Raw genomic sequence first — 25,314 nt, 5'->3', positions numbered from 1 at the left:
GATATACTTTGATTAAAACTCTTAAATAATCAAACTTTTAACGTATAATATATATAAGGAGGCTTTATGAATTCTTTGGAAGTTTGTGGAGGTTGTAATGCAAAAATTGCTGCAGGAAATCTCGATAAATTATTAAATGATATAAAACCTTATAAACGCGATGATATCTTGGTTGCATTTGACAAGAAAGATGATGCAGCGGTCATTGATATAGACGGAGAAAATTGTGTGATTCAAACTCTTGATTTCTTCCCAACTATGGTCGAAGACCCGTTTACTTTCGGTCAGATTGCTGCTGCCAATGCCTTAAGTGATGTTTATGCCATGGGTGGTGAAGTTATTTCTGCCCTAAACATTGTAACTTTTCCCTTAGAGGGAGATTATGAAGTTCTTAAACAAATACTAAAAGGTGGCAACCACAAGGTTTCTGAGGCCAGAGCGTCCCTTACTGGTGGACATTCTATCCACGACAAAACTATCAAATATGGCCTTTCGGTGACTGGCAAAGTTAAGAAAAAATATATTTGGAAAAATAATACTCCAGAAGATAAAGATGTGATTTTGCTTAGCAAAAAAATTGGAACTTCTCTTGTAACATCCAATTATGCCCAAGGATTGGTTAGCAAGGATGATTTTGATAAGTGTATTGAGCAAATGACAACTTTAAATAAGTATGCCAGAGATATATTTGTTAAATACAATATACATGCAGCAACTGATATTACTGGATTTGGACTTTTAGGACATTTATCCGAGATGGCTGGAGATGATTTTTCTATAATAATTGATTCTAAGAGTCTACCTATACTAGAACCCGCGCTAAGGCTAGCTGGAGAATTTTTGTATTCTGCTGGTGGACAAAATAATAGAAATTATTTAGATGGCAAAGTTGAATTTATAAATGATAATTTTGCCATGGAGGAAGTATTATTCGACCCTCAAACATCAGGTGGTCTATGTGTATCAGTAAGTCGTGATGAAGCTAAAAAAATAATAGATGAATTTAAAGAGAATGATCTTGATATTTGGCAAATAGGCCAAGTAAAAAAGAAAAGATCCTATTCAATAATTGTAAAATAAAGGAGAAATTGATGAAAAATTTAGATTGTATAGGTAAGGTTTGTCCAATTCCTGTAATTGAAACAAAAAAAATGATGGCTGAAAATCCTGAAGAAAAAGACTTTGAAATTTTAGTAGATAATGAAGTAGCAACACAAAACATTTCCAAAATGGCCAAGGAATTAAAAATCGAATCAAGTGTAGAAAAAGTAAGCGATGGATTTTACAAGGTAAGTTTACACAAAACTAACGAAAGCTTAGAACAAGTTAGTTCAGAAAACCAAGCTTTTGAAACTAATAGCTCATATGTTGTTGCAATCTCTGATGATAAGATGGGCAATGGAGACGAAGAATTTTCAAAAACTCTACTTGAAGGATTCATCTACGCTCTAACAGAGCAAGATCAGCTTCCAAGCAAGGTAATTTTCTACAACAAAGGGGTGTACTTAACAACACTTAACGAAAAAACTGTAGAAGATTTAAAAACTTTAAAAGAAAGAGGAGTTGAAATTCTATCATGCGGTCTTTGCCTTGGAAACTATGAAGTCAAAGAAAAACTTCAAGTTGGCGAGATAACAAATATGTACAAGATCGTTGAAATAATGAGATCTAGCCACCTAGTAAATCCATGCTAGAAGAAACTTTTGTTCTCTTTTCTTTTGAAAACTTCAATGACCCAGCTAAGGCTTTGGACAAGGTAAAAGCTTTTGAGAAGGCTAGATTAATTCCTCTCCCACCAGAGATTGATGCAGGCTGTGGCTATGCACTTAGGATAAGAGAAGATGATTTAAAAAGAGCATTAGATATATTTGACGAAGGTGAGTTTGATAGGATTTTTAGCCTTAAAAAAGATTCCAATAAGAAAAGGATTATAGAAGAATATGTATTTTGACAATGCCGCTACGACTATTCATAAACCAAAAAAAGTAGGTGAGAAATTATCTTACGCAATAACTAGCGATAAATATGGTAATCCTTCTAGGTCTGGTCATGTTTTGTCTCAAAATACAATGTTGGCAATATATGAGAGTAAAAAAGAACTAGCAAAATTAGTCCATATAGATAACCCATCTGATATAGTTTTTACATCAAATGCAAGCTATGCCTTAAATTTTATAATTAAATCTCTAATAAAGGAAAATAATCATGTAATAACGACAACAACTGAGCATAATTCTGTCCTTAGGCCCCTTTACCAGACTGGCGCAGATCTTTCTTTTTTAGACTTTGATGATAATTTTGAACTGGAATATGAAAAGCTCCCATCTTTACTAAAAGAAAATACTAGATTTCTTGTGGTAAATTCCGCTTCAAATCTCTTGGCCAATGTAAATGATTTGGATAGACTCCATAGCTTTTCAAAAGCAAATAATCTTATCATGATAGTTGATCTGGCACAATCTCTTGGTCTTATCGATATAGATATTACTAGATACGATAATTGCCTTTTTGCCTTTACTGGCCATAAGTCTCTCTATGGTCCTAGTGGGACTGGCGGGATTATTAAAAATGGAGATTTTAATTTTGAAAATGTATTTTCTGGTGGTTCTGGGGTAAAGTCATTTGCAAAAAATCATCCTAGTGATTTTCCTACAGTGTTTGAAGTAGGAACAGCAAATTTTATAAGCCAAATTGCCCTCAAAGATGGAATACAGTTTGTAAATGAAATAGGTGTTGACAATATCTACAAGCATATAGAAAATTTAACTAAATGCTTTTATGATGGTGTAAAAAAAATTCCAGGTATCAAGTTTTATTCCAAACAGCCTGATGGAAAGTTAATAAGTCCCATAGTTTCTCTAAATTTGCCAAAATTATCATCAGATGAGCTTGCCCTAATACTTGATGAAGAATATGACATACAAACAAGGCCAGCTTCTCATTGTGCACCTCTAATTCACAAGCATTTTGGAACTGAAAAATGTGGGATAGTGAGATTTTCATTTTCATATTTTAATACAATTGATGAAATTGACCAGGCCATAAAAATACTATGGAAAATAGGAGAAAATTATTAAAAAAGCAAGGCTATAAGATTAAATATGAGCCTTGCTTTTAGTTTAGTTTTTGGATTTTTCCATCCTTATTATTTTTTACCATAAGAATTTCAGCCATGATCGATATAGCAATCTCTTCTACAGAACCATTATCTACATCTAGACCTATTGGACTATAAATTTTCTTTAAAAATTCTTCATCAATTCCTTGGCTTTTTAGCTGGTCAAACAAACCTATAACTTTTGCTTTTGAACCAATCATACCTAGATAAGCAAAGTCCTTATCAACTAGATATTCCAACGTTTCCTTATCGTGGGCATGACCCCTGTTGCATAAGACTATGTAGGTCTTCTTACCATCGAAATCTATTTTATCAATTGCGGATTTTACATCTTCTGCAATATATTCTTTTATAGCATCAAAGTCTGGAGATTTTTCAAAATCTGCTCTATCATCAACAACACTTACATCAAATCCTGTTTTACTAGCAATCCTGGCAAGTTTTTGAGAAACATGACCTGCACCAAATATTAAAAGTCTATTGCTTGACTTAAAATATTTGACATAACCCCTGGAATTACCACCACAAGACATTTTAAGTTCACCATTTTTGGAAAGGTTATAATCAAATTCAAAGGAGTTTCCCTCTTTCATGCCTTCCAATGTTCTTCTTATAAGATCTTTTTCTATGGCTCCACCACCGACGGTTCCAAGAATTGATCCATCAGCAAATACTGCCATTACAGAATTATCTTCACCTGGAGTAGAACCCTTATTTTCAATCAAAAAGCATAGGGCAGCATCTCTTCCCAATTGATTTTCTTTATAAATTGCTTGTAAAATATCTGCCTTCATAGATTCTTCCTTCTTTTCATGATGAGAATTGCCTCAAGAGATCCCCCACCAATAAGTCTTGCCTTATCTGATATAGTATTGGCGTTTCTTGGTATAACCCTAGGATCCACATCTCCTATTTTCATTCCCTTAAAAACTTCGCTTCCTTCATTGATCATGCCACGAATCATGCCATCAAGACCAGAAAGTATTTGTTTGCCATTGACACTAGCAACAGCTTGTCCTTTTTTTACAACGGAGCCTAGGTCTTCTATAATATGAAGCTTACCATCGTCTGATGCTCTGAGGATTCTTTCTGTCGTGTAGCCGTTGATATTACCTGGATTTCCGGTGTTTGCTTGGGCAAATCCTTCAAAAATCAATCTACCAAGGTCATGGCCCCTATTAGTTTCTATAACAACATCAACATCGACTCCTGCCTCAAATCCAGGACCTAGGCCTATAGTAATTGGAGCCATATTCATATTGGTGCCGAGATTTTTCTTTGCTAGTATCCCATCAACTACAGCTAGGGGTTGAAATTCTTTTATATATTTTCCTTCTGGGTCGACTGCTACTGCAACATTTGATTTTTCAAAGGCATTATTTATATCATCTATATTGTCACATCTTACTGCCCTTATATCTTCAATTTGCATTTCACCATCATAAATAGCTTGTCCTACTGCGACATTTCTCCTGATACAAGTTGGTTTTTCTATTTCTAATACCAAGACATCAAAGCCAACTCTATTTAGCTTTTGGATAGTGCCTGTTGCAACATCTCCTCCACCTCTTACAATGATTAGATTATTATTCATATTTTTCCTTCATATCTTCGTAAGTTTTCACAGTGTCAATATCAAGAAGCTCACTCTCATCTGATATTTCTACCTTATTTACTTCTTGCTTATAAGCTAAAATCATGCCACCTTGGTCGCCTTCAAGTTTATAAAGACCTTCCTTGTAGTTATTAGGGAATATAACCGGAGCTCCACGCCTATCATTTACTACTGGATATGTTATTAACTCCTTATGCTTATAGGCACCTATAAGTTTCTCACAAGTTTGAAGGCTTAGAAGTGGCTGGTCTGCTACAAAAAACATCATGGCTTCATCATCACATTCTCTAACACCAAGTTTTATAGAAGATGATTTGCCAACTTCATTATCGTCATTAAATATGCCAACAAATCCCATTTCTTCGGCTTCTTTTAGGATTTCATCATAACTTGATACTACTATTACCTTGTTAAAATCAAGCTCTTTTAATAAGTCCAAAGTATGTTGGTATATTTTTTTGCCTTTGAAGTCTAAAAATAACTTATTTTCACCCATCCTTGTAGAAAGGCCAGATGCCATAAGTATTGCATTAATTTTCATAAAATTTCTCCTTTTTAACTGATCCATATACTATCTTAATACCCGACTTGTCGTGCTTTATGATAGTACGTGCTTGATTTATTTCAGCTTTACTTTCCACTTGATTAATAAAAGCAAACTTATCTTTAGTAAATCCTTTAAATAAACCTTTTTCATATGAAATAAGCTTATTAAATGTTTTGTAATCTATGGCATCATTACCAATATATTTTTCATAGTTTTTATAGTTATAAATAAAATCAGAGCTTGGAATTTTATCGTAGACTTTGATTGAAAAAACACCTATTACTTTGGTGGAAAAATCGTAAATTACTGGCTCATAATCGTACCAAAATTTAAGTGGAAGATTGCGAGAACCATCTGCTTCAATAAGTACATAGGCAAAGTCCTTTATTATATTTTTAAGATTATCATAGCCCACTGATTTAAGCTTGTTTTTCTCACTTATAAAGTCTCCCAAAACTATTATTTCATTACTATCTGGCTTTTTATAGTCTTCAAATGATTTATAAAGCTTATCAAAACCATCATCAGGAACTCTGATCTTGGTTGAAGTTGTTACAAGTACTGGGCCATTTTTCGATAAAGCTTGGGCAAGACTAAACATCAAAGTAGTCTTGCCCCCTGTGCCTGTAATAGAAATTACATCATTTTCTTTTATTTGAAAAATATTACTTAATTTTTCCATTGAATTCCTTTTTTGGCTTGCTGTAGAATGTATCTCTCATTGGGAAATCACGTCTTAAGTCCCCATCAAGTACATAATACGCGCCTTGGGTGGCTGCTGCTATTGGTATTGTAGATATTTCACCAACACCTTTGGCACCAAATGCTCTATCAAGTAGTTCATCGTCTGGCTTGCTTACTAAGATTGGATTGATTTCTGGAACCATAGGTGCTCTCCATAGGCCAAGAGTACCATACTTCGCCTTTACTACTGACCTATCAAGTTTAAAATCTTCGGTAAGAGCATAACCAAGTCCCATCACAACTCCACCTTCGATTTGTCCTTCGATTGCTAGTGGGTTTATTACCTTACCAACATCAAAGGCTGCATCAATTGATCTTATAGACCCATCATCATTTAATATTACAAGGTTTGTCGAAAAACCATAGGCAATATGGGATTTAGGATTTTCTTTGTCCGAATTCAGTGGATCTGTAGGATCAAAATATTCGTGGAAATATTCATTGCCATCTAGATTCTCAAGGCCATCTTTATCCATATCAGCTTTTAATTTTTCTGACACTTTTTTAATAGCTTCTCCGGATATCAGAGTTTGACGAGATCCTGAAGATGTACCAGAATCTGGTGAGTTTTCTGAGTTTGGTTGCATAATATCAATCTTGTTTAATGGCAATTCTAGAACATCTGCTACCATTTGTGCAAATACTGTTTGCGCTCCTTGGCCAAGGTCACTTGCAGCACAGTATAATTCTACTCTATCACCATTTACAACAAGTTTTGCCCTGCCCTTATCAGGAAGACCTACACCTACACCAGCATTTTTCATAGCACAAGCTATACCAGCACGCTCCTTATTGGCATAATATTTATCTTTTATAGCATCAAGAGTTTCTACTAGAGCGGTAGATGAATCTGCTATTTGACCATTTGGTAAGACTTCACCAGGTCTGATTGCGTTCTTATATCTAATCTCAAATGGGTCAAGACCTGCTTTCTCGGCTAATAGGTTTATGTTACTTTCTAGGGCAAAATTTGATTGGCAAACACCAAATCCTCTAAAGGCCCCTGCAGGTGGGTTGTTTGTGTAGTAACCATAACCATCAATTTTTGTATTTTCATAGTGGTAAGGGCCTACAGAGTGAGTACAAGCACGTTCTAGTACTGGTCCACAAAGTGATGCGTAGGCTCCTGTATCCATTTTTATTGTTGCTTGCATGGCTAGGAAATTTCCTTCTTCGTCACAACCCAGTTTAAACTTAGCCTTCATAGCATGACGTTTTGGATGGAATTTTAGAGAATCATCTCTTGATAACTTAATCTTAATTTTTCTTTGATATTTATAAGCTGCAAGGGCTGCAAGGTGTTGGACAGATACGTCCTCTTTACCTCCAAAACCACCGCCTATAAGCTTGTTCTCCACAACAACTCTATCAGGTTCATCTTGCCAACCAAACATTATTAATGTTTCTTTCCTAGTATCGTAGACTGATTGGTCAGTTGTATATAGTTTTACACCATTTTTGTATGGTTCGCCTATAGCACATTCTGGCTCTAAAAATGCATGTTCAGTAAATGGTGTGGAGTATTCTTCTTCTACTACATAAGCACATTTTTCAAAGGCAGCATCGGCATCACCACGAGATACGTGTCTTTCTTGACATAGATTACCTGTAGGATGGATTAATGGTGCATCTGGGGCTTCTGCTTCTTCTATCGATGAAACTGTAGGAAGCTCTTCGTATTCGATTTCAACAAGTTTTTTTCCCTCAGCCAGGGCTTTTTCGTTTTCTGCAACTACTAAGCAAATTGCATCACCTTGACTTCTTGTTATATCGCCCTCAGCTATGAAAACATCCCAGTCTTGTTGTATATGTCCAACCTTGTTATTTGGAATGTCTTCTGCTGTTAAAACACCTATAACTCCTGGAACTTCAAGAGCTTTTGTGTAATCGATTTTTAGTATTTTAGCACGAGGATACTTACTTCTAATAGCAGATGCATAGTTTAGGTCCTCTACTTGCATATCGTCTACGTATTCGCCAATACCTAAGACTTTATCGTGTGCATCGATCCTAATCATCTTATCACCGACTTTATATAAGTCCTTATCTTCTTTTTCAATTGAAATTTTGCCACTTAATATTTCAGAAGCAAGCTTTATACCTTCGATGATTTTCACATAACCTGTACATCTACAAATATTTGATTTGATTCCATTTGCAATTTCTTCACGACTAGGATTCGGATTGTTTTTGATAATAGCCATCCCACTCATAACCATACCTGGGGTACAGAAACCACATTGTACAGCTCCAACCTTGCCAAAGGCATAGACAAAGGCATCTTTTTCTTTATCACTTAAACCCTCTATGGTTAAAACTTCCTTATCCTTAAGTTTGGATAGTTTTTGTGTACAAGCTGGGTATCTTTTATCATCAACTATAACAGTACAAGTGCCACATGCTCCCTGGGAACAACCATCTTTGACACTTGTTATATGCAAATCGTCCCTAAGAAATCTTAAGAGAGTCTTGTCTTCATAGGTTTCGTATGTCTTGTTATTTATCTTTACAATAAATGGTGATTGATTTTCTATTTTTTCTCCAATTAAAATATTCGCCATCATTTCTCCTAAACAAATTTTCTTTCAATAAATTCTCCCATACCTTCTTCGCCATAGTATCCATCCGGATCTAAAAGGACATCTCCTTTAAAGATTAGGGTGTTTAATTTATAAGCAGTCTCAAATCCTTCATAAGTTGTATAATCACAAGCTGAGTGTCTATTCTCTTGGCTAATTGTATATGATTTTTTATCAAATATAGCTATATCTGCATCTTTGCCAAGTTCAATCGAACCCTTTTTGAAAGCAAGGCCAAAAATTCTAGCCGGATTTTTACAAAGTAGGTCAATAAGTCTTTCTAAGTCTATGCCTCTTTCTAAGCCTTGGGTCAAAACCACTTCCATTCTCTCCTCAACACCTGGTATCCCCCCTGGAGCATCAAAGAAATTATCTTTGTATGGAAGTTTCTCCGATTCGTAGAAAAATGGGCAATGGTCAGTTGCTATTACATCTACTGTTCCATCTGCTATAGCTTCCCATAGACCTTCCACGTCTTCTTTTTTCCTAAGTGGTGGAGCGCATATGTATTTGACACCTTCTGCATTACCGCCTTCTAGATACTTTTCTTCACTATAGGTCAAGTATTGGGTGCATGTCTCACAAAATAGGTTTTTAACTCCCCTTGCTCTGGCCTTTCTAATCTCATCTACGCCAAGCTTTGTTGAAGTATGAACAATATAGAGTTTTGGACATCCTGCAACTTCACTAAGGTAAATCAGGCGGTTTATTGCTTCAGCTTCTGACTGAGCAGGTCTTGTCTTTGCATGGTAGATTGGATCAAGATTTCCTTTTATCTTTGCTTGATCGCGAAGTTCTTTTATCATTCCATCATTTTCACAATGAACGCAAACAACCGTTCCTGTTTCTTTGGCTTTTTTTAGGATTTTTAAGATACTATCATCATCCAATTTCCCGCCATAGGTTGTATAGATTTTAGTGGATACAATGCCTTCTTTATAAAGTTCATCCATCTCTTCTAGAATCTTTTCACTTGCATTTTGGATAGCACCGTGAAAGGAGTAGTCAATAACAGCATGACCATCGGCCATTTTGTGATATTTATCAATCATAGCAGACACTGGGGAATCCTTTTCCCCAAAGGCAATATGATCTACTATGGAAGTTGTTCCTCCAAAGCTTGCTGCCCTAGTTCCTGTATAAAAATCGTCAATTGATATAAACTTACCTAAGTCAAGAGAAAAGTGAGTATGAACGTCAACTCCTCCTGGTGTTATGACCTTATCTTTTGCATCTATTATCTTATCAGCTTCACAAGATAAATTTTTACCAATTTGACTAATCGTGCCATCTTTTATAAAAATATCTGATAAATTTTCATTTGAATTAAGTTTTGCGTTTTTAATCAGTAGTGACATAATTCCTCCTGATATGTAATATATTACCCATTTTCAAGATTAAGCACTCAACTAAGAGTGCTAATTATTAATCTTTAATTTGTGGATCGTGGTATCTGTTGTCTTCTTCAATAGCCTTATCGGTTTCAAGGTCTAGGTTTCTGCTTGCTATTTCAACTTCAATAGCATCTTCAACAGCCCTAAAAATATTTTCATAGCCTGTACAACGACACATATTTCCAGCAAGTAATACCTTTAGTTCATCTCTCGAGTATCTTTTGCCTCTTTGAACTATTTCTGTTGCTGTTATAATAAAGCCTGGTGTACAAAATCCACATTGTACTGCTGCATGGTCTATAAAAGCTTGTTGGATTATAGAAATCGATCCATCACTTGCCATAAGACCCTCAGTTGTCCATAGGTCTTTGCCATCAGCCCATATTGCTAAGTATAAGCAAGAATCAACGCTTTTACCATCTATTAGGACTGAGCAAGCTCCACACTCTCCAACTTCACATCCTTTTTTTACAGATGTAAGGCCCATATTTTTTCTCAAAAAGTCTGTAAGAGATGCTCTTTTATCTACCATTTTTTCTACTGGTATGCCATTAATGGTGCAAGATATTTTTTTAAATTCTGGTTTTTGATAAGTTAATTCAACTTCCTTTGGTGCAAATGGACCATATTCTCTACTATGCATTGATTAGTCCTTTCTTTTTTTCTAAGCACTCTTTTAAACTTCTGACACAAATTTCATATAAGACTTGGATTCTCATCTCTTTTGAGGCCCTCCAAGAATCTCTTGGACTTAGCTCTTTTAGGGCCAGTTTTGAAAAACCTTTTATGTTTTCGTCGTTTAATTCCTTGCGTTTATATGCTTTTTCTGCTTCATATACTCTTACTGGAGTAGATGCTGCTACACCATAGCAAGCCTTTATTTCTTCAATTGTTAAATCATCATTTAGCTTAACATTTACAGCACAAGAGCTTGTTGCAATGTCCATAGCATTTCTCATGGCATATTTGTAGTAGTAACCAAGGTATGAGTCATAATTTTCTTTAGTTATTCTAAATCCTGTTACAAATTCACCCTCTTTTAGGTCAACTTGGCCAAAAGATATATAGAATTCTGTTATAGGCACTTCTCTTTGCCCTTGTGGACCTGCTATCATAACTATTGCATCAAGGGTGAATAAGCAAGGAGCACTATCAGCTGATGGTGCTGCGTTACAGACATTTCCACCAATGGTTGCTGCATTTCTAAGCTGTGGTCCACCTGCAGTAAGAACTGCCTTTGCTAATTGTGGGACTCTTTCTTTTATGATTGGATCTTCAGCAATTTTTGTAAATGTATTTAAGGCTCCAATTTTGATAGATTCATCTTCTAAAAGTTCAATTTTTCTTAGCTCATCAATGTAGTGAATGGATAAGAGTTTGCTATCGGACATCTTTCCATCTCTTATCTTTACTAAAACATCGGTTCCACCTGCAATAATCCTAAGCTCAGGGTCTTCTTTTAGTTTATCTATGGCTTCTTTTACTGTATAAGCTTCATCTATACTTTTTATATCGTACATAAATGTCCCTCCTATAAGTCGTTATCTATCAATCCCTCTTCTTTGAAAGTTGGAATTAATAAATGAGGAGTTAATGGTAATTTGTTAAAAGAAATTCCAGTCGCATTTAAGACTGCATTTCTTATAGCTGGAGCTGGTGAACAAGTTGGTGGCTCTCCCAAAGATTTAGTTTGGAAAGGACTTGTTGGTTCATGATTTTCTATGAAATATACTTCCATATCAGGTGTGTCTGTTGTTGTAGAAAGTTTATAGTCTAATAGGTTATCATTTAGGGTTGCTCCGCCTTCAGAGTATTTTAATTCTTCTGTCAAAGCATATCCTAAAGCCATTGACATACCACCGTGAGCTTGGGCTTCAGCTAGTTGTGGGTTTATAATTCTACCAGCATCATGGATATTAATAAGTTTTATAACTTTTACTTTTCCAAGAGGAATGTCAACTTCAACTTCAGCAAAGCTAGCACCAAAAGAATAAGCATTGGTTCTAACTGTATGAGTTGTCTCAGCTGTAAGGTGTTGGGCATTTTCCTTTAGAGTATATAGGGATTCTGTGGCAAGCTCTTCCATTGTGAGAAGCTCTCTACCATCAGTTGTTCTAATAATCTTACTATCTACAAGATCTAAGTTTGCTGGTGTAATCCTTGTTTGTAGGTAGGCTTGATTTAATATTTTTTCTTTTAATTCATGGGCAGTTTTTGTGATAGCAAAACTTGCCATATATGTTTGACGAGATGCGTATGCACCTTGACCAAATGGTGCCACGTCTGTATCCTGGGTGCTTATGATATGGATATCTTTGATATTCATACCTAAAGCATCTGCTGCCATTTGTGAAAATACTGTATCAGCACCTTGGCTAATTTCTGTTTCTGCCAATTGAAGGCTAACAGACCCATCCTCTGCAACTATCATTCTACAGGAAGATGTTTCAAGGGAAATAGGATAGACCCCAGTATTATACCAATAAACTGCACATCCTACTCCACGTCTTACATCTCCACTTTGGTTCTTGTATGCTTCCTTTTTATTCCAATAATCCATTTTTTCAGCACCTAAATCTAGGCATTGTCTGAATGAATCGTAATAGTTTTCGTTGTGTGAGAAAGGATCCACATAACCTTGTGGCATAACATTATTATATTTTAATTCTAGTGGATCTACACCAAGGGCCTTTGCTATATCGTCATGGTGAGCCTCATAGGCAAACATAGCTTGAGGTATACCATAACCACGCATAGCACCTGCAGCTGGTAAGTTTGTATAAACAGTATAAGCTTCTGCTTTTATATTATCACAAGGATATAGCTGATGGAAGCAATTAAGACCTTTGGATGCTATAGAGTGTCCGTGAGAAGCATAGCCACCATTATTTGAGTACATTTGCATTTCTCTTGCTGCAAAGCTTCCATCTTTCCTAACGTAGGAAACTATATGGAATTTGATGGAGTGTCTTGTTCTTGTTGATACGAAGGTTTCTTCACGACTTGGAAGAATTTTTACCGGGTGACCACCTACTTGTGTTGTCAAAAATGCACAAAGTGGTTCGTAAAGTGCGTCTTGTTTGTTGCCAAAACCTCCGCCTATGTATGGTTTAACTAGTTTAATCTTTCCCCAACCTATACCAAGGGCTTGACCAATTACCCTTCTTACTATGTGAGGTATCTGAGTAGATGCTACTACCACGATTTTTCCTGCTTCTTCGTAAGCATAAACATCTGGATTTTCAAGGTGGGCATGTTGAACTACTGGAGTATCATACCAGCCCTCTACTTTGATAAGGCCTTCTTCTTTGATAGCCTCATCAAAATCACCTCTTATATTTGTAGTATGTTTTAGGATATTATTTGGGTTCTCATCGTGGATTAATACCTTGGCATTTTCCATTGAGTCAAAGACATCAAAGTGAGCATCATACTCTTCATAGCTTACTTTGATAAGCTTACTAGCTTCTAAGCAAGCTACTTCATCAAGGCCTATAACAACAGCAATTTCATCGCCAATATATCTTACGTGTTCATTTAAAAGTTTTCTATCGGCTATATCTTGGTGTTCTTTTTCAGTTGACCATGGGTGGCCAGCTGTTGGAAAAGTGTGATCAGGGACATCAAAACAAGTGACAATCTTTACCACACCAGGAACTTTCATAGCTTCTGATGTATCTATTTCTTTTACTCTACCATGAGCAATTTTCGAATGGATAATTTTACTTGCATATGCTTCTTTCGGGATAAGATCTTCGGTAAATTTTGCCCTACCTGTTACCTTATCAAAAGCATCAACTCTTTTAACGCTTTCTCCTACGTACATAAGTTTTCCTTTCCTAAATCTTTTGTAAGCGATTTATGTCTTTTTATTATAACATAAAATTTTTATCCAATTAAGCTTTCACCAATTTGTTTGTCTTCTTCTTTTTCTGGAATTATTATGTTCATAAGTACTGCAGAAATAGCAGCTAAGACTACTGGAGATGCACCTATTGCAACTTCGAGGCTATTTGGCATAAATGATACACCTGCCGCATTGGCAGCTGTAACTACTGTTGTAAAACCAAAACCTATGGCCACAGATACTCCTACTATAGAGGTATTTCTAAGTGTAAGTGGTTGGTTAGCAATCATGCGAATACCATTCATGGTAATAGCAGCAAAAATTGAAAGAGTTGCTCCGCCAATTACTGGTGCTGGTATTGAAGTTAGAAATGCTGAAAGTTTTGGGAAAAGTCCTGCTACAAGAATTATTATTGCAGCTTGAGTAAACACTTTTTTATTTATTACTTTGTTGATTGAAACTATACCAGCATTTTGTGAAAAAGTAGCTGTTGGTAGTGTTCCAATAATAGTTCCTACTAAGTTTGCTATACCATAGCCAATTATTCCGCCACGAAGCTCATCATCCGTTGGAACCCTATCCATTCCACCTATGGTTGTAGAGCTCATATCTCCTATACCTTCTATGGCTGTAACTATGAAAATAATTACAAATGAAGCTATAGCTGATCCATTAAATCTTATACCAAAGTGCATTGGCTTAATTAGTGAAAACATTGGTGCTGTGCTTACTGATGATAAATCAACCATATTAAAGAAAAATGAAACAATATAGCCAACTATCATAGCAAGTAATACTGAGGCTAGCCTTGAAAATCCTTTACCAAAATGTGTAAAACCAATATTTGCTATGAGCGTAATAACTGCTACTAGCCAATATTGCCAAGATCCCCATCCAGCCATGGTTAGATCTCCACCTCCACCCATATTTTGGATAGCAACAGGATATAAGGATAGACCTATACACAAAACTACAGTACCTGATACTAGAGGTGGGAAATATGGGAGTATGTATTTTAGTCCATAGCCAAAAACTATTGATGCAAGGGCTCCTATTAACTGCGCTCCAAGTATTATAGCTATAATGTTCTTAGGCCCTAAATCTTGGTATTGGCCACCTAGAGCTAGCATTGTTGGTATATAAGCAAAACTAACTCCATAAATCATAGGAAGACGAGAGCCTATTTTACCTATTGGATATAGCATCAATAGTGTTGTTAGAGCTGATCCTATCAGTGACATTTGTACCAAAATAGTAGAATCCTCTGCAGATAAGCCTATCGCACCAGCTAGGATTATCGGAGGAGCTATACATCCTGCAATCATCACTATTACGTGTTGTAAAGCTAGTGGAAAAGATTCTTTGTTTGAAACATCAGCTTCGTATTTAAATAGATTATTATATGTATTTGACATCTCTGCCTCCCTTTTATTTAAAGATAATGTGGCCACCTTAAATTAGGTGGCCTATGTTAAGTTTTATTTATCCATTTCTCGTCTTTCTTGTTCTTCTTCAGCTATTGTTTTCTTTGGCAATATTATATTTAGTAAAAATACAATAAGTGTAGCAAGTACTACTGGTGAAGAAGTAAAGACCATTCTAAACCATTCTGGGAATTTTTCTAAAGCTGTTGGATTTAATTGAGTAATACCCATACCAAGTGCAATGGCAAGACCCGTGATTGTAACATTTCTAGAACTCATTTCATCAGAAGTGATAAGTCTCATACCACTCATGGTTATTTGAGCAAATACTGTAACTGTAGCTCCACCTATTACAGCTTGTGGAACTGAAAGCATCAAGGCTCCAAATTTTGGTATAAATCCAGCTATAAGGATCATTATAGCAGTTATTTTTAAAACTGCTCTTGAAACAACTTTTGTCAAGCTTACTATACCAACGTTTTGGCTATAAGAAGCTGTAGGAAGTCCACCAATAAATGCAGAAATCATATTTGTTAAACCGTAGGCTTTGATACCGCCCTCTAGCTCTTCTTCTGTTGGCTGTCTATTCATACCACCAGCTGTTGTTGAAGAGAAATCTCCAACTGCTTGGATAGAGTTTACTGTAAACATTACAGCCATTGTTAGACAGGCATCCCAGTGGAATTCTAAGGAAAAAGGTAGTATTCTTGGGATTGTAAACCAAGCTGCATTTGCTAATGGCTCAAAGTTTACAATATTAAAGAATAATGAAGCTATGTAACCACCAATAATACCAATTAAAATTGCAGATAATTTAATAATTCCTTTACCAAACATATTACAGATTAAAACTATAACAAGTGTGATAACAGCAACAATCCAATATTCCATATTTCCTTGGTTAGGGTTACCATTACCTCCAGCCATATAATTTAAAGCTACAGAATATAGAGATAGACCAATGGTCAAAACTACTGTACCCGATACCATCGGTGGGAAATACTTATAGAGTCGTTTGATATTCATTCCAACTAAAAATGCAACAATACCACCAATAATTTGTGCAGCAAACACTGCACCTATACCGTATTTAACTGCAACAGATACAATTACAGGTATATAAGCAAAGGATGTTCCCATAATCATAGGAAGTCTTGAACCAAGTCCAAGCTTAACTATCGGGTATAATTGCAAGAAAGTTGCAAGGGCCGCCACAAACATACCTGCTTGGATAAGATATATCGATTGTTCAGGTGTTAGGGCGTAAGGTGTGTCCTTTAATGTGTTAGTCAGTACTATTGATGGAAGTGTGTTTCCAACTATCATCGCTAGCAAGTGTTGCAAAGCAATCGGAAAAGCTTTTTTAAACTCTGGCTTACCATCAACATCAAACAGCGAGGTGTTAACTGACACTTGTTTGTTATTATTTTCCATAAATCTTCCTTTCTATTTTTTAATTATAAACTATATTGAAAACTTTTTCTATAGTATTATTTATTTATTGGTATAGAGGGCGAATACTGACGCCCCTATTTATAAATTTTTCCAAATTTCTTTTGCTCTCTCTCTTGATTTAGCGTGAATTAGAGGTCTGTCCACTCCCAAGATTTCTCTATCTTTCATTACAAACTTACCATTAATAATGGTATCAGATACGCACTTACCACTTAGACCAAATAGTACATGACCTCCCCAGTTGTTGGCATTTAGTGGAGTTACAGGATCATAATCTAGTAAGATAATATCTGCATATGCACCGCTTTCTATGCGACCAACTGGTCTTTTGAGGTACCTTTCCATGATTAGCGGGTTGTTTTTAAATTGTAAGTGTAGGGATTCTGAAAAACCTTTAGTTGGATCAGCACTTTCATGGCTCATTAGTATGTTTGAAACTTTCATAGATTCAAACATATCATTAGTATAAGCATCTGTTCCGATACCAACTAAGAGTCCCTTGTCTAAGAAGTTCAAAACTGGAGGAGCACCAACAGCATTGTTCATGTTACTTTCTGGGTTGAAGATTGCCATGGTGTCATGGTGTTTTAGAATACTTATCTCAAGTGGATTGATATGAACGTTGTGAACAGCAAGAGTATTTCTAGAAAAGATACCAAATCCTTCCAAGCGTTCCACAACTCTTTTTCCATATTTTTCTAAAGTAATCCATTGATCATCAAGGCCCTCGGCAATATGAACGTGATAACCGTCATATAGTCCCTCCATAGCTTGGCGAGATTTGTCTAGAGTTTCATCTGAAACTGTAAATGATGCATGTATACCAAATAGTCCACTTGCCATATCATCTCGCCTTTGTGCTTCTTTGATCCAATTGATATTTTCTGCTATGCCTAGATCTCTTTTTTCAAGTCCATCCCTATCTGATACTTCATAGCAAAGGGAAGTTCTTATTCCAACATCTTTTGCTGCATCTGCAAGGGTAAATAGAGAACCTTCTATGGAATTTGGCCCTGCATGGTGGTCGATTAGTGTGGTCACACCGTTTGAGACCGATTCCATATAAGTCACAAGTCCATTTAGCTTCACATCTTCTAGAGTGAGGCTTTTATCCAATGCCCACCATTGGTTTTCTAAGACGTGGATGAAGTTATCAGTTGGTTTAGATACACTCATTCCCCTAGCATAGGTTGAGTAAATATGAGAGTGAGCACATATCAAACCTGGCATGATAAGTTTGCCCTTAGCATCAACTACTTCTTCATCCGGATATTTTTTTATAATATCATCATATGGACCAACTTCTTTAATAACATTATCTTCAATAACAACAGCTCCATTTTCGTAGAAATTGTTATTTTTATCATTGGTTATTAGTTTACCACCTGCTATAATCATTACTTACTCCTATTTTAGGTAAAATTTATAGTTATTTTCAATTGTTTCTATAAATTTTCTTGTAGTATCATCAATTTTTTCATCATAAAGGCTAGCTTCTATTATGTTTTTATTAGTAAGTCTTATCCTATACTTGCCATCATCTAGCTTCAAGAATCCTGTATTTGTAGACTCTTCAAAGTCAAAGTCAGTCCAAAATACTGTAAATTTGTCTTTATAAGGTTTTCCTATATGTGGACAGAAGGAATCACAGTTGCCACATTCGTTGCACATACCATCTAAGTGGATTATTTGATTACCAAGACCAGCTACAGATATAGCTACGTTTGCTCTGTTTGGGCAAACTTCAGTACAAATCTCACAAATCATATCACATGATAGGCATCTTGAACTTTCTTCTTTGCTATCCCTGAAATAGTTTACTAAGTTTCCTCTTTTTGAAATCACATCTTTTCTGTCTACTTGGTAGTCAACTTCTATGAAATCGTGATCAATTTTTTCTTTTCTTAGTATATCTTTTGTAATTGTCTTGGCTGATCCAATAGCGTGAACAATAGATTTTTTGCCCTTTAGGATATCTCCAGCAAAATATACATTTTCTTTGCTTGATTCTAGACTATCAAGAAGAGCCACTTTATTTTTATCATCTATATTTATGCCTAGATTTTTGTAGATTTCAAAATCTGTTTCTTTCCCAGTTGCTATTATTACATAATTGTATTGATTATAATCATCAAAGTCACCAGTAAATTCAGTATTATATTCAATTTCTATTCCATAAGCATTTACAAGGTCTAGGTCTTTTTGAATTATATCTTCACTAACTAAATTATTTGCATAACCATAAGCATTATCAGATTTTTCAATTACCTTTACATCAATGCCATTTCTCTTTAAAAATATAGCCGATGCTAGACCTGCAGGACCTGCACCTACAATAAGAACTTTTTTGTCAGTTTTAGCTTCACAAATTTTTATATTTTTTACAAAATCTTCTTGAGCCTTGCTAGTAACTAATTTTTTAATTTCTCTTATCTCTAGACCCTCTTCATAGTCGACTCTAGTACAAGATTTTTTACAGAACTGATAGCAAGTTTCAGATAAGATAGCTGGAGCCGTGTTATCTATAGCTATTACTTCCATAGCTTTTTTATAGTCACCATTCTTAGCGTAGTGGATGTAAGCTGCTACTTGTTGGTTAATAGGACAACCGTCAGTCTGGCAAGGAGCTTGGAAACAATCTATAAGTGGCAAGTCTGTTAGCCATTTTCTATCCCTTACTTTTTTCTTAGGATTTTTCTTGTAAGTATCAGAGTTTGTTAGTTTTTCGTAGAAATCATCAAGTTTTTCCTTGTCCACTCCAGCATATTTGCTACCTAATAGGGGCTCAGTAATTTCAGCTAGTTGTTTGATTCTATAGTACCCACCTGGCTTTAGTAGAGTTGTTGATACTGTGATAGGTTGGTTAAATATTTCAAATAATTCGTATACATTAGAAGCGTCCGCTCCCCCACAGTAACTCATAGGAAGTTTATCTCCAAACTCATCTACTAGCTTTTTAGCAACTGTAATAGTTAGTGGAAGTAAGCTTCTACCTGACATATACATTTCTTCTGAAGGGAGTTCATTTTTCTTTTGTAAAACTGGCATAGTGTTTGATAATTTAACACCAAATGTGAGACCTTCTTTTTTACCAATTTCTAGTAAATTATTTAGAATTTTAATTGCATCCTCAAATTGTAAATCATTTTTGAAATGGTGATCACTAAAGTTTACATAAGCAAAACCAAGTTCATCCATTATATTTCTGGCATAGTCATAACCTACAAGTGTTGGGTTACATTTTACATATGTATGTAAGTGTTTTTCTTCTAGCAGATATTTTGCTATGGATTCTATTTCATCTGCAGGACATCCGTGCATAGTTGAAAGTGTAATAGAGTTACAAACCATTGGTTCTATTTTATCAATATCTTCAGCTGTCACGTTTTTAAATAAATTGACATTTTCTTTTAAAAATCTGATAGAATCTTTATATACATCTAGATTTGATGCATCTTTTAATCCTTCTAAGAAGTCATCAATTTTTTTGTTCTTTATTCCCTCTAGATTGTAACCAGCAGACATATTTAAGCTGAAATCTTTTTTGTCAGCCAAGGCAAATTCTTTGGCCAATACTTGGATTGCTATGTGACTTTTTACATATTCTTCTAGGGCTCTCTTTACTGTAAGTTCAGTTGACCATTCGCAATTATAGGCTTCATCTTCGCTTATAATACATGGCTTTGGTATGGCTGCCATAATTTCTTCTCCATCCATAACTTGGACAGTTTTAAGTTCTATATATCTAGATCCTGTTAGGTAGGATGCTATTATATTTTGTGCTAGCTGGCTGTGTGGGCCTGCCGCTGGTCCTACAGGAGATGTAATCTCTTCGTTAAAAACAGTCTTTAGAACTTTGCCAGAATTATTCTTGTAAAATTTTTCCTTTGCAATGGAAAAACATGTTCCATAAGTATTGTATTCGTCTATAGCCCATTTGATGAGCTTATCAAATTCTATGGGTCTCATATAATCACTCATAGTAACCTCCCTTTGTCATCTACATTTTATTATGAATGTCCGTCCTTAATAATATGTAGTAAAAAAACACTCTTATTCTTAATCAGAATTAAAAGTGTTTGTTTTTTTAATTAACCCTAATTAAATCTATTATTTAATTATAGTTTGCCTCACAATTAAATAAAGTTAGCGTAGCCTTTTTGAGCTTATTTTCTATTTATGAAGCTAAGTGCAGTTTCATTTTTTAAATCACTCAAAATATGAGCGCTAGCAATATAATCATAACTAAAACGTTCCCATCGTATGTAACAATTATTTTATAGATCTTAGCATTGTAATAATCCATTTATTATAAGATCTCCATTTTAATATGGTGTAATGCCAAGGGCATTTAAGTCCTAGGCCACCAAAATTTTTTTATCATAATATAACTATTTAAATATTCTTTTTATAAATTTTCCTTGACCTTTATTAGCAACATAATCGTTGTTTTTAATTAAAAATTGTCCTCTGCTTAAAACTGTATTTACTTTAAAATCAGATGCAAATCCTTCATAAGTGGTGTAATCAACCTTAGAATGACGATTAGACTGCGTAATAGTATAAGGCTTTTCTTCTAATATTACTATATCTGCATCAGATCCTGGAGATAAAATTCCTTTTTTGGGATACATTCCAAAAATTTTTGCAGGATTTTCCACCAAAACTTCTATTAATCTTTCCATACTTATTCCTCTTTTCATACCTTCGGTTAATATTAATTCCACTCTTTCCTCTACTCCAGGTATACCACCGGGGCATGAATAAAAATCGTCTTTGAATGGAAGTTTTTCTTTTTCATAAAAGAATGGGCAATGATCTGTTGCTACTACTTCAACATCACCTTTTATTATACCTTCCCATAAAGCTTCATTGTCAGATTTTTTCCTTAATGGAGGCGCACAAATATACTTTATTCCTTCAGAGTTTCCACCATCAATAAGTTTTGATTCGTCCAATAATAAGTATTGAGTACATGTTTCACAATGAATATTTTTTAATCCTCTTGCCCTAGCTGCCTTGATTTCATTTAAACCAGCTTCAGTTGATGTATGAACAATATAAAGTGTAGGATCACCTGCTAATTCTGATAGATAAGAAAGCCTATTTATAGCTTCGGCTTCTGTCACATCTGGTCTAGTATATGCGTGATATATTGGTTCGTTATGACCAGCTTTCTGTGCTTGGTCTCTAAGTTCTAGAATCATTCCATCATTTTCACAATGTACACATACAACAGTTCCTACTTCTTTAGCCTTTTGGAGAACTTTAAGAATTGAAGAGTCATCAATTTTTCCACCATAGGTTGTATAAATTTTCGTAGAAACAATTCCTTCATTATAAAGAGATTCAAATTCATCTAAAATTATATCGTTAACCTCTTGAATTGCTCCGTGAAAAGAGTAATCAATGATTGCATTGCCATCAGCTTTTATATGATATTTATTAACCATGTCACTAACAGATGTACCACGATTACCAAAAGAAATATGATCTACTATAGTAGTTGTTCCTCCATGTGCCGCTGCAACTGATCCAGTGTAAAAATCATCAACGGCGATATATTTACCTAGATCAAGTGTGAAATGTGTATGAACATCTACCCCACCAGGGATAACGATTTTCCCATCTGCATCAAAAACTTCATATTGATCATTATAAAGATCTTTTCCAATTTCTTTAATCTTTTCGTTTTGAATTTTAATATCTACTAAATTGTTTCCTAATAAGTTTGCATTTTTTATAACTAAATTCATTAAAACACCCCACAATATTTAATATTTTTTGAATATTTTCAAATAAAGAAAATATAACATACCTGTAAAAATCACACCAAATACGTACGCATTATTAAAAATCCAATTAATAGATGGAACAAATTTTGCAACAAATATTAAAACTGTTATAGCTAAAAATAAAATTATAACTGGAATATTCCATCCGTTATTATAATAATACTTACCATCTTGGATCTTATAAGCATCAACAATATCAATATCTGTCTTATATTCAAAGAAATATGATACTATATAAATACCAGAAATAGGTCCTATCAACGCCCCTAATAATTGAGTCACATTAAATATTAGGTTATATGCTGATGATAAACTATCCCAAGGCCTAGCAAGAAATGCAAGTAAAGCAACAAAAATTGTAACACGTTTATAATCAAACTTATTTTTTGTTAAAGTAGCTGCAATATTAACTGGTGGAACTAAGTTTCCAGCAACATTAGTTGTTAATACTGCCATAATTATGAACAAAGAAAAAACCACTCTAATTATAGGACTATTAAAATTAGATACCAAAATAGCTGGTTCCCATATTTCTTTGCCAAATGCAAGCAATCCTCCAGCAGTACCACAAATTCCCACAAAAGATATATAGAATGTCATTAGTGGAGCACTTATAATTTGTCCTATTGATTGTGCTTTTTGATCAACACAATGTCTAGTGAAATCTGGCATTGATAAAGCAATCCCACCATCAAATGCAATCATAGCTGATAAAGCTGGCCAAAATAGTGTCCAAAAACTTACTCCTTCTTTTGCTTGAAGTACAGGAGCACTAAATAGTTTTGTAAAGTTCCAATCTGCTACTGAGAACGCCCAAACTATTACAACTAGACTTAGAACTATAAGTATAGGAGCAGATATACCCTCCAAAGCTTTTACTGCTTTACTTCCATATGCCGCAATATAAACATTTATTGCCCAAAATATTAAGAAAGAAATAAACTGGGAAGTAAACCCCATATTTAACCATTCAGGGAAAATAGCACCTATAATTGTATGAACCGCCTGACCACCTATCCACGCTTGAACACCAAACCAGAAGACTCCAAGTATAGCACGAATAAGAGAAGGAAAAATAGTACCACGCTTTCCGAATACAATTTTACTAAGCATTGGATATGACATACCATATTTAGTACCGAAATGTCCTAGAGCAATAGCCACACCCATTACTATGGTGTGGCCCATTACTACTGTTAACAAAGCTTGACTCCACGACATGCCAGAAACAAGAAGCCCACTGGCCACTTGATATACTGCGATTGATACAATCATTCCTATCCAAAGGTTAGCAATATCTCTTATAAACCAGTCTCTATTCTTTGAACTTATAGGGGCACTTATTTCGTTAAAGTCATTAGGATAATTATTAATTTCATTTAACCCAGCTGATGTCAGATCAACTATGTCACCTTTCTGAATTTGAGTTATTTTATTTTCCATAAGTTCAACCTCTAAATTTATTTATTTTGTGTGTAAACAAGTGGTAGAGCAGCATATACTGCAGCGCATGTTACAAGGTCTTGTTTAAATGTAACTTCGTTTGGTGCGTGAGCTTGGTCTTCTGCTCCTGGTCCAAATCCTATGGTTGGGATATTGTGACGACCCATTATTGCAACACCATTTGTTGAGAATGTCCATTTGTCTGTTAGTGGACGAGCAGCTCTCTTTTCTTCTTCTTTAGCGATTGGTGGAGCGATTCTCTTATCTCCGTATAGGTTCTTATATGCATTTTCAAGAGCTTTTGTAACTACGTGGTCTTCTGGGATTACCCATGTTGGGAAGTAAGCTTCTTGTTCATATTCAAGTCCTGTCCAGCTTGCTCTCTTGTAGTCATACATAGATACTTTTGCACCGTGTTTTTTAACTGATGGTAAATCTTCGATTTCTTTTATGCAAGATTCCCATGTTTCCCCAGCTGTCATTCTTCTATCAAGAGAGATAGAACATGAGTCAGCTACTGCACATCTTGATGGAGATGTATAGAAGATTTGGCTTGTTGTAACTGTTCCACGACCTAAAAAGTTTGCTTCTTTGTATTCAGGGTTGTATTTTTCGTCAAGCATCTTTACTAGACCCTTGATTTCAACAGTGTCATCAGCAGGGTTTTCGTTTAGTGCTTCGATTTCTTTTAGGATGTCAGCCATCTTATAGATTGCGTTGTCTCCTCTTTCTGGAGCTGAACCGTGGCATGATATACCTTGTACGTCAACTCTCATTTCCATTCTTCCTCTTTGGCCTCTATAGATTCCGCCGTCTGTAGGTTCTGTTGATACTACAAATTCTGGTTTTATACCTTCTTGTTCTATCATGTATAACCAGCAGTTTCCATCACAGTCTTCTTCTTGAACTGTTCCTGTAACAAGAACTCTGTAATCATCATTTAGATAGCCTAAGTCTTTAAGGATTTTTGCACCGTATACTGCAGAAACTGGTCCACCAAGTTGGTCTGATCCACCACGTCCACCGATTAAGTTTTCGTCTTCAAATCCTTCGTATGGGTCAAATTCCCAGTTCTCGATATTTCCGATACCAACTGTATCAATGTGACCATCAAAAGCGATTTGTGTTTTACCTGTTCCCATTTCTCCAAGAACATTGCCTTGGCCATCAATCCAAGCTTTGTCAAAGCCTAGTTTTTCCATTTCTTCTTTAATTCTTTTTGCTTTGTCACCCTCTTCGCAGGATTCTCCCTTAAGCTTGATTAAATCTCTTAAGAAAGCTACCATGTCTTCTTTATATTCACCCGCTTTTACTTTTATAGCATCAAAGTCAATATTTTGAAATTCTGTCATT

Annotated in this window: 20 protein-coding genes; 4 read left to right on the top strand and 16 right to left on the bottom strand. The window is 35.2% G+C overall.

Features of this window, described 5'->3' with window-relative positions; genetic code table 11:
• Positions 1-66: 66 nt before the first annotated feature.
• From selD to BN38_RS06145, 4 genes are read left to right on the top strand one after another with little or no spacing between them, the layout of a single operon-like run.
• Entirely contained in the window at positions 67-1,080 is a 1,014-nt protein-coding gene (gene selD, locus BN38_RS06160; protein ID WP_044566090.1) for a selenide, water dikinase SelD, read from the top strand.
• A gap of 11 nt (positions 1,081-1,091) precedes the next feature.
• On the top strand, positions 1,092-1,694 hold the full coding sequence (yedF, locus tag BN38_RS06155; RefSeq protein ID WP_044566089.1) for a sulfurtransferase-like selenium metabolism protein YedF: 603 nt from the start codon (positions 1,092-1,094) through the stop codon (positions 1,692-1,694).
• Positions 1,688-1,951, top strand: coding sequence for a DUF3343 domain-containing protein (locus BN38_RS06150; RefSeq protein ID WP_044566088.1), 264 nt, complete (start codon positions 1,688-1,690; stop codon positions 1,949-1,951). The genes yedF and BN38_RS06150 overlap by 7 nt, the downstream gene beginning before the upstream one ends.
• A complete protein-coding gene (locus BN38_RS06145; protein WP_044566087.1) occupies positions 1,941-3,077 on the top strand; it encodes an aminotransferase class V-fold PLP-dependent enzyme in 1,137 nt (378 codons plus the stop codon). Before BN38_RS06150 ends, BN38_RS06145 begins: the two co-directional genes overlap by 11 nt.
• Before the next feature lie 37 nt (positions 3,078-3,114).
• On the opposite strand, the gene BN38_RS06140 is transcribed toward BN38_RS06145, so the two are convergent.
• The 16 genes from BN38_RS06140 to BN38_RS06065 all read right to left on the bottom strand — a co-directional run bounded on the left by BN38_RS06140 (position 3,115) and on the right by BN38_RS06065 (position 25,313).
• Positions 3,115-3,912: an XdhC family protein gene (locus BN38_RS06140; protein ID WP_044566086.1), complete on the bottom strand. Its 798-nt coding sequence runs from the start codon at positions 3,910-3,912 to the stop codon at positions 3,115-3,117.
• Positions 3,909-4,712, bottom strand: a complete 804-nt coding sequence (gene yqeB, locus BN38_RS06135; RefSeq protein ID WP_044566085.1) for a selenium-dependent molybdenum cofactor biosynthesis protein YqeB — start codon at positions 4,710-4,712, stop codon at positions 3,909-3,911. Before yqeB ends, BN38_RS06140 begins: the two co-directional genes overlap by 4 nt.
• On the bottom strand, positions 4,705-5,274 hold the full coding sequence (locus BN38_RS06130) for a nucleotidyltransferase family protein (RefSeq protein ID WP_044566084.1): 570 nt from the start codon (positions 5,272-5,274) through the stop codon (positions 4,705-4,707). Before BN38_RS06130 ends, yqeB begins: the two co-directional genes overlap by 8 nt.
• A complete protein-coding gene (gene yqeC, locus BN38_RS06125; protein ID WP_044566083.1) occupies positions 5,264-5,962 on the bottom strand; it encodes a selenium cofactor biosynthesis protein YqeC in 699 nt (232 codons plus the stop codon). The genes BN38_RS06130 and yqeC overlap by 11 nt, the downstream gene beginning before the upstream one ends.
• Positions 5,946-8,585 carry a selenium-dependent xanthine dehydrogenase gene (xdh, locus tag BN38_RS06120; protein ID WP_084593764.1) on the bottom strand — a complete coding sequence of 880 codons (2,640 nt, stop codon included), beginning with the start codon at positions 8,583-8,585 and terminating at the stop codon, positions 5,946-5,948. The genes yqeC and xdh overlap by 17 nt, the downstream gene beginning before the upstream one ends.
• Before the next feature lie 8 nt (positions 8,586-8,593).
• Positions 8,594-9,961: a dihydropyrimidinase gene (gene hydA, locus BN38_RS06115; RefSeq protein WP_044566082.1), complete on the bottom strand. Its 1,368-nt coding sequence runs from the start codon at positions 9,959-9,961 to the stop codon at positions 8,594-8,596.
• Between the two features lie 67 nt (positions 9,962-10,028).
• Entirely contained in the window at positions 10,029-10,640 is a 612-nt protein-coding gene (gene xdhC / locus BN38_RS06110; RefSeq protein ID WP_044566081.1) for a xanthine dehydrogenase subunit XdhC, read from the bottom strand.
• The gene (xdhB, locus tag BN38_RS06105; RefSeq protein ID WP_044566080.1) at positions 10,633-11,517 is read right to left on the bottom strand and encodes a xanthine dehydrogenase subunit XdhB; all 885 of its coding nucleotides are present in this window, start codon (positions 11,515-11,517) and stop codon (positions 10,633-10,635) included. The genes xdhC and xdhB overlap by 8 nt, the downstream gene beginning before the upstream one ends.
• A gap of 11 nt (positions 11,518-11,528) precedes the next feature.
• A complete protein-coding gene (xdhA, locus tag BN38_RS06100; RefSeq protein ID WP_044566079.1) occupies positions 11,529-13,823 on the bottom strand; it encodes a xanthine dehydrogenase subunit XdhA in 2,295 nt (764 codons plus the stop codon).
• Positions 13,824-13,885: 62 nt separating this feature from the next.
• Positions 13,886-15,259 carry a uracil-xanthine permease family protein gene (locus BN38_RS06095; RefSeq protein ID WP_044566078.1) on the bottom strand — a complete coding sequence of 458 codons (1,374 nt, stop codon included), beginning with the start codon at positions 15,257-15,259 and terminating at the stop codon, positions 13,886-13,888.
• A 63-nt stretch (positions 15,260-15,322) separates the two neighbouring features.
• Positions 15,323-16,702: a uracil-xanthine permease family protein gene (locus BN38_RS06090; protein WP_044566077.1), complete on the bottom strand. Its 1,380-nt coding sequence runs from the start codon at positions 16,700-16,702 to the stop codon at positions 15,323-15,325.
• Between the two features lie 99 nt (positions 16,703-16,801).
• Entirely contained in the window at positions 16,802-18,121 is a 1,320-nt protein-coding gene (ssnA, locus tag BN38_RS06085) for a putative aminohydrolase SsnA (protein ID WP_044566076.1), read from the bottom strand.
• 9 nt (positions 18,122-18,130) lie between these two features.
• Positions 18,131-20,704 (bottom strand): FAD-dependent oxidoreductase, encoded by a 2,574-nt coding sequence (locus tag BN38_RS06080; RefSeq protein ID WP_044566075.1) that lies wholly within the window; start codon positions 20,702-20,704, stop codon positions 18,131-18,133.
• 410 nt (positions 20,705-21,114) lie between these two features.
• Positions 21,115-22,479, bottom strand: a complete 1,365-nt coding sequence (gene hydA / locus BN38_RS06075; protein ID WP_044566074.1) for a dihydropyrimidinase — start codon at positions 22,477-22,479, stop codon at positions 21,115-21,117.
• Positions 22,480-22,497: 18 nt separating this feature from the next.
• Complete coding sequence (locus tag BN38_RS06070; protein WP_044566073.1) at positions 22,498-23,961, bottom strand: NCS1 family nucleobase:cation symporter-1; 1,464 nt, start codon at positions 23,959-23,961, stop codon at positions 22,498-22,500.
• Positions 23,962-23,978: 17 nt separating this feature from the next.
• The gene (locus tag BN38_RS06065) at positions 23,979-25,313 is read right to left on the bottom strand and encodes a YgeY family selenium metabolism-linked hydrolase (RefSeq protein ID WP_044566072.1); all 1,335 of its coding nucleotides are present in this window, start codon (positions 25,311-25,313) and stop codon (positions 23,979-23,981) included.
• Between the last annotated feature and the right edge of the window lies 1 nt (position 25,314).

Origin of the sequence: Anaerococcus provencensis, from assembly GCF_000312365.2 — a bacterium.
Taxonomy (GTDB): domain Bacteria; phylum Bacillota; class Clostridia; order Tissierellales; family Peptoniphilaceae; genus Anaerococcus; species Anaerococcus provencensis.
This window is presented reverse-complemented; position numbering and strand designations above follow the sequence as displayed.

Excerpts from the sequence above, each read along its gene's own strand:
- ssnA (WP_044566076.1), bottom strand. The coding sequence starts at position 18,121 with ATGATTATAGCAGGTGGTAAACTAATAACCAATGATAAAAATAACAAT.
- BN38_RS06080 (WP_044566075.1), bottom strand. The coding sequence starts at position 20,704 with ATGAGTGATTATATGAGACCCATAGAATTTGATAAGCTCATCAAATGG.
- BN38_RS06070 (WP_044566073.1), bottom strand. The coding sequence starts at position 23,961 with ATGGAAAATAAAATAACTCAAATTCAGAAAGGTGACATAGTTGATCTG.
- hydA (WP_044566074.1), bottom strand. The coding sequence starts at position 22,479 with ATGAATTTAGTTATAAAAAATGCAAACTTATTAGGAAACAATTTAGTA.
- yqeC (WP_044566083.1), bottom strand. The coding sequence starts at position 5,962 with ATGGAAAAATTAAGTAATATTTTTCAAATAAAAGAAAATGATGTAATT.
- xdh (WP_084593764.1), bottom strand. The coding sequence starts at position 8,585 with ATGGCGAATATTTTAATTGGAGAAAAAATAGAAAATCAATCACCATTT.
- xdhC (WP_044566081.1), bottom strand. The coding sequence starts at position 10,640 with ATGCATAGTAGAGAATATGGTCCATTTGCACCAAAGGAAGTTGAATTA.
- xdhB (WP_044566080.1), bottom strand. The coding sequence starts at position 11,517 with ATGTACGATATAAAAAGTATAGATGAAGCTTATACAGTAAAAGAAGCC.
- BN38_RS06130 (WP_044566084.1), bottom strand. The coding sequence starts at position 5,274 with ATGAAAATTAATGCAATACTTATGGCATCTGGCCTTTCTACAAGGATG.
- selD (WP_044566090.1), top strand. The coding sequence starts at position 67 with ATGAATTCTTTGGAAGTTTGTGGAGGTTGTAATGCAAAAATTGCTGCA.
- yqeB (WP_044566085.1), bottom strand. The coding sequence starts at position 4,712 with ATGAATAATAATCTAATCATTGTAAGAGGTGGAGGAGATGTTGCAACA.
- xdhA (WP_044566079.1), bottom strand. The coding sequence starts at position 13,823 with ATGTACGTAGGAGAAAGCGTTAAAAGAGTTGATGCTTTTGATAAGGTA.
- BN38_RS06150 (WP_044566088.1), top strand. The coding sequence starts at position 1,688 with ATGCTAGAAGAAACTTTTGTTCTCTTTTCTTTTGAAAACTTCAATGAC.
- BN38_RS06140 (WP_044566086.1), bottom strand. The coding sequence starts at position 3,912 with ATGAAGGCAGATATTTTACAAGCAATTTATAAAGAAAATCAATTGGGA.
- yedF (WP_044566089.1), top strand. The coding sequence starts at position 1,092 with ATGAAAAATTTAGATTGTATAGGTAAGGTTTGTCCAATTCCTGTAATT.
- BN38_RS06090 (WP_044566077.1), bottom strand. The coding sequence starts at position 16,702 with ATGGAAAATAATAACAAACAAGTGTCAGTTAACACCTCGCTGTTTGAT.
- BN38_RS06065 (WP_044566072.1), bottom strand. The coding sequence starts at position 25,313 with ATGACAGAATTTCAAAATATTGACTTTGATGCTATAAAAGTAAAAGCG.
- BN38_RS06145 (WP_044566087.1), top strand. The coding sequence starts at position 1,941 with ATGTATTTTGACAATGCCGCTACGACTATTCATAAACCAAAAAAAGTA.
- BN38_RS06095 (WP_044566078.1), bottom strand. The coding sequence starts at position 15,259 with ATGTCAAATACATATAATAATCTATTTAAATACGAAGCTGATGTTTCA.
- hydA (WP_044566082.1), bottom strand. The coding sequence starts at position 9,961 with ATGTCACTACTGATTAAAAACGCAAAACTTAATTCAAATGAAAATTTA.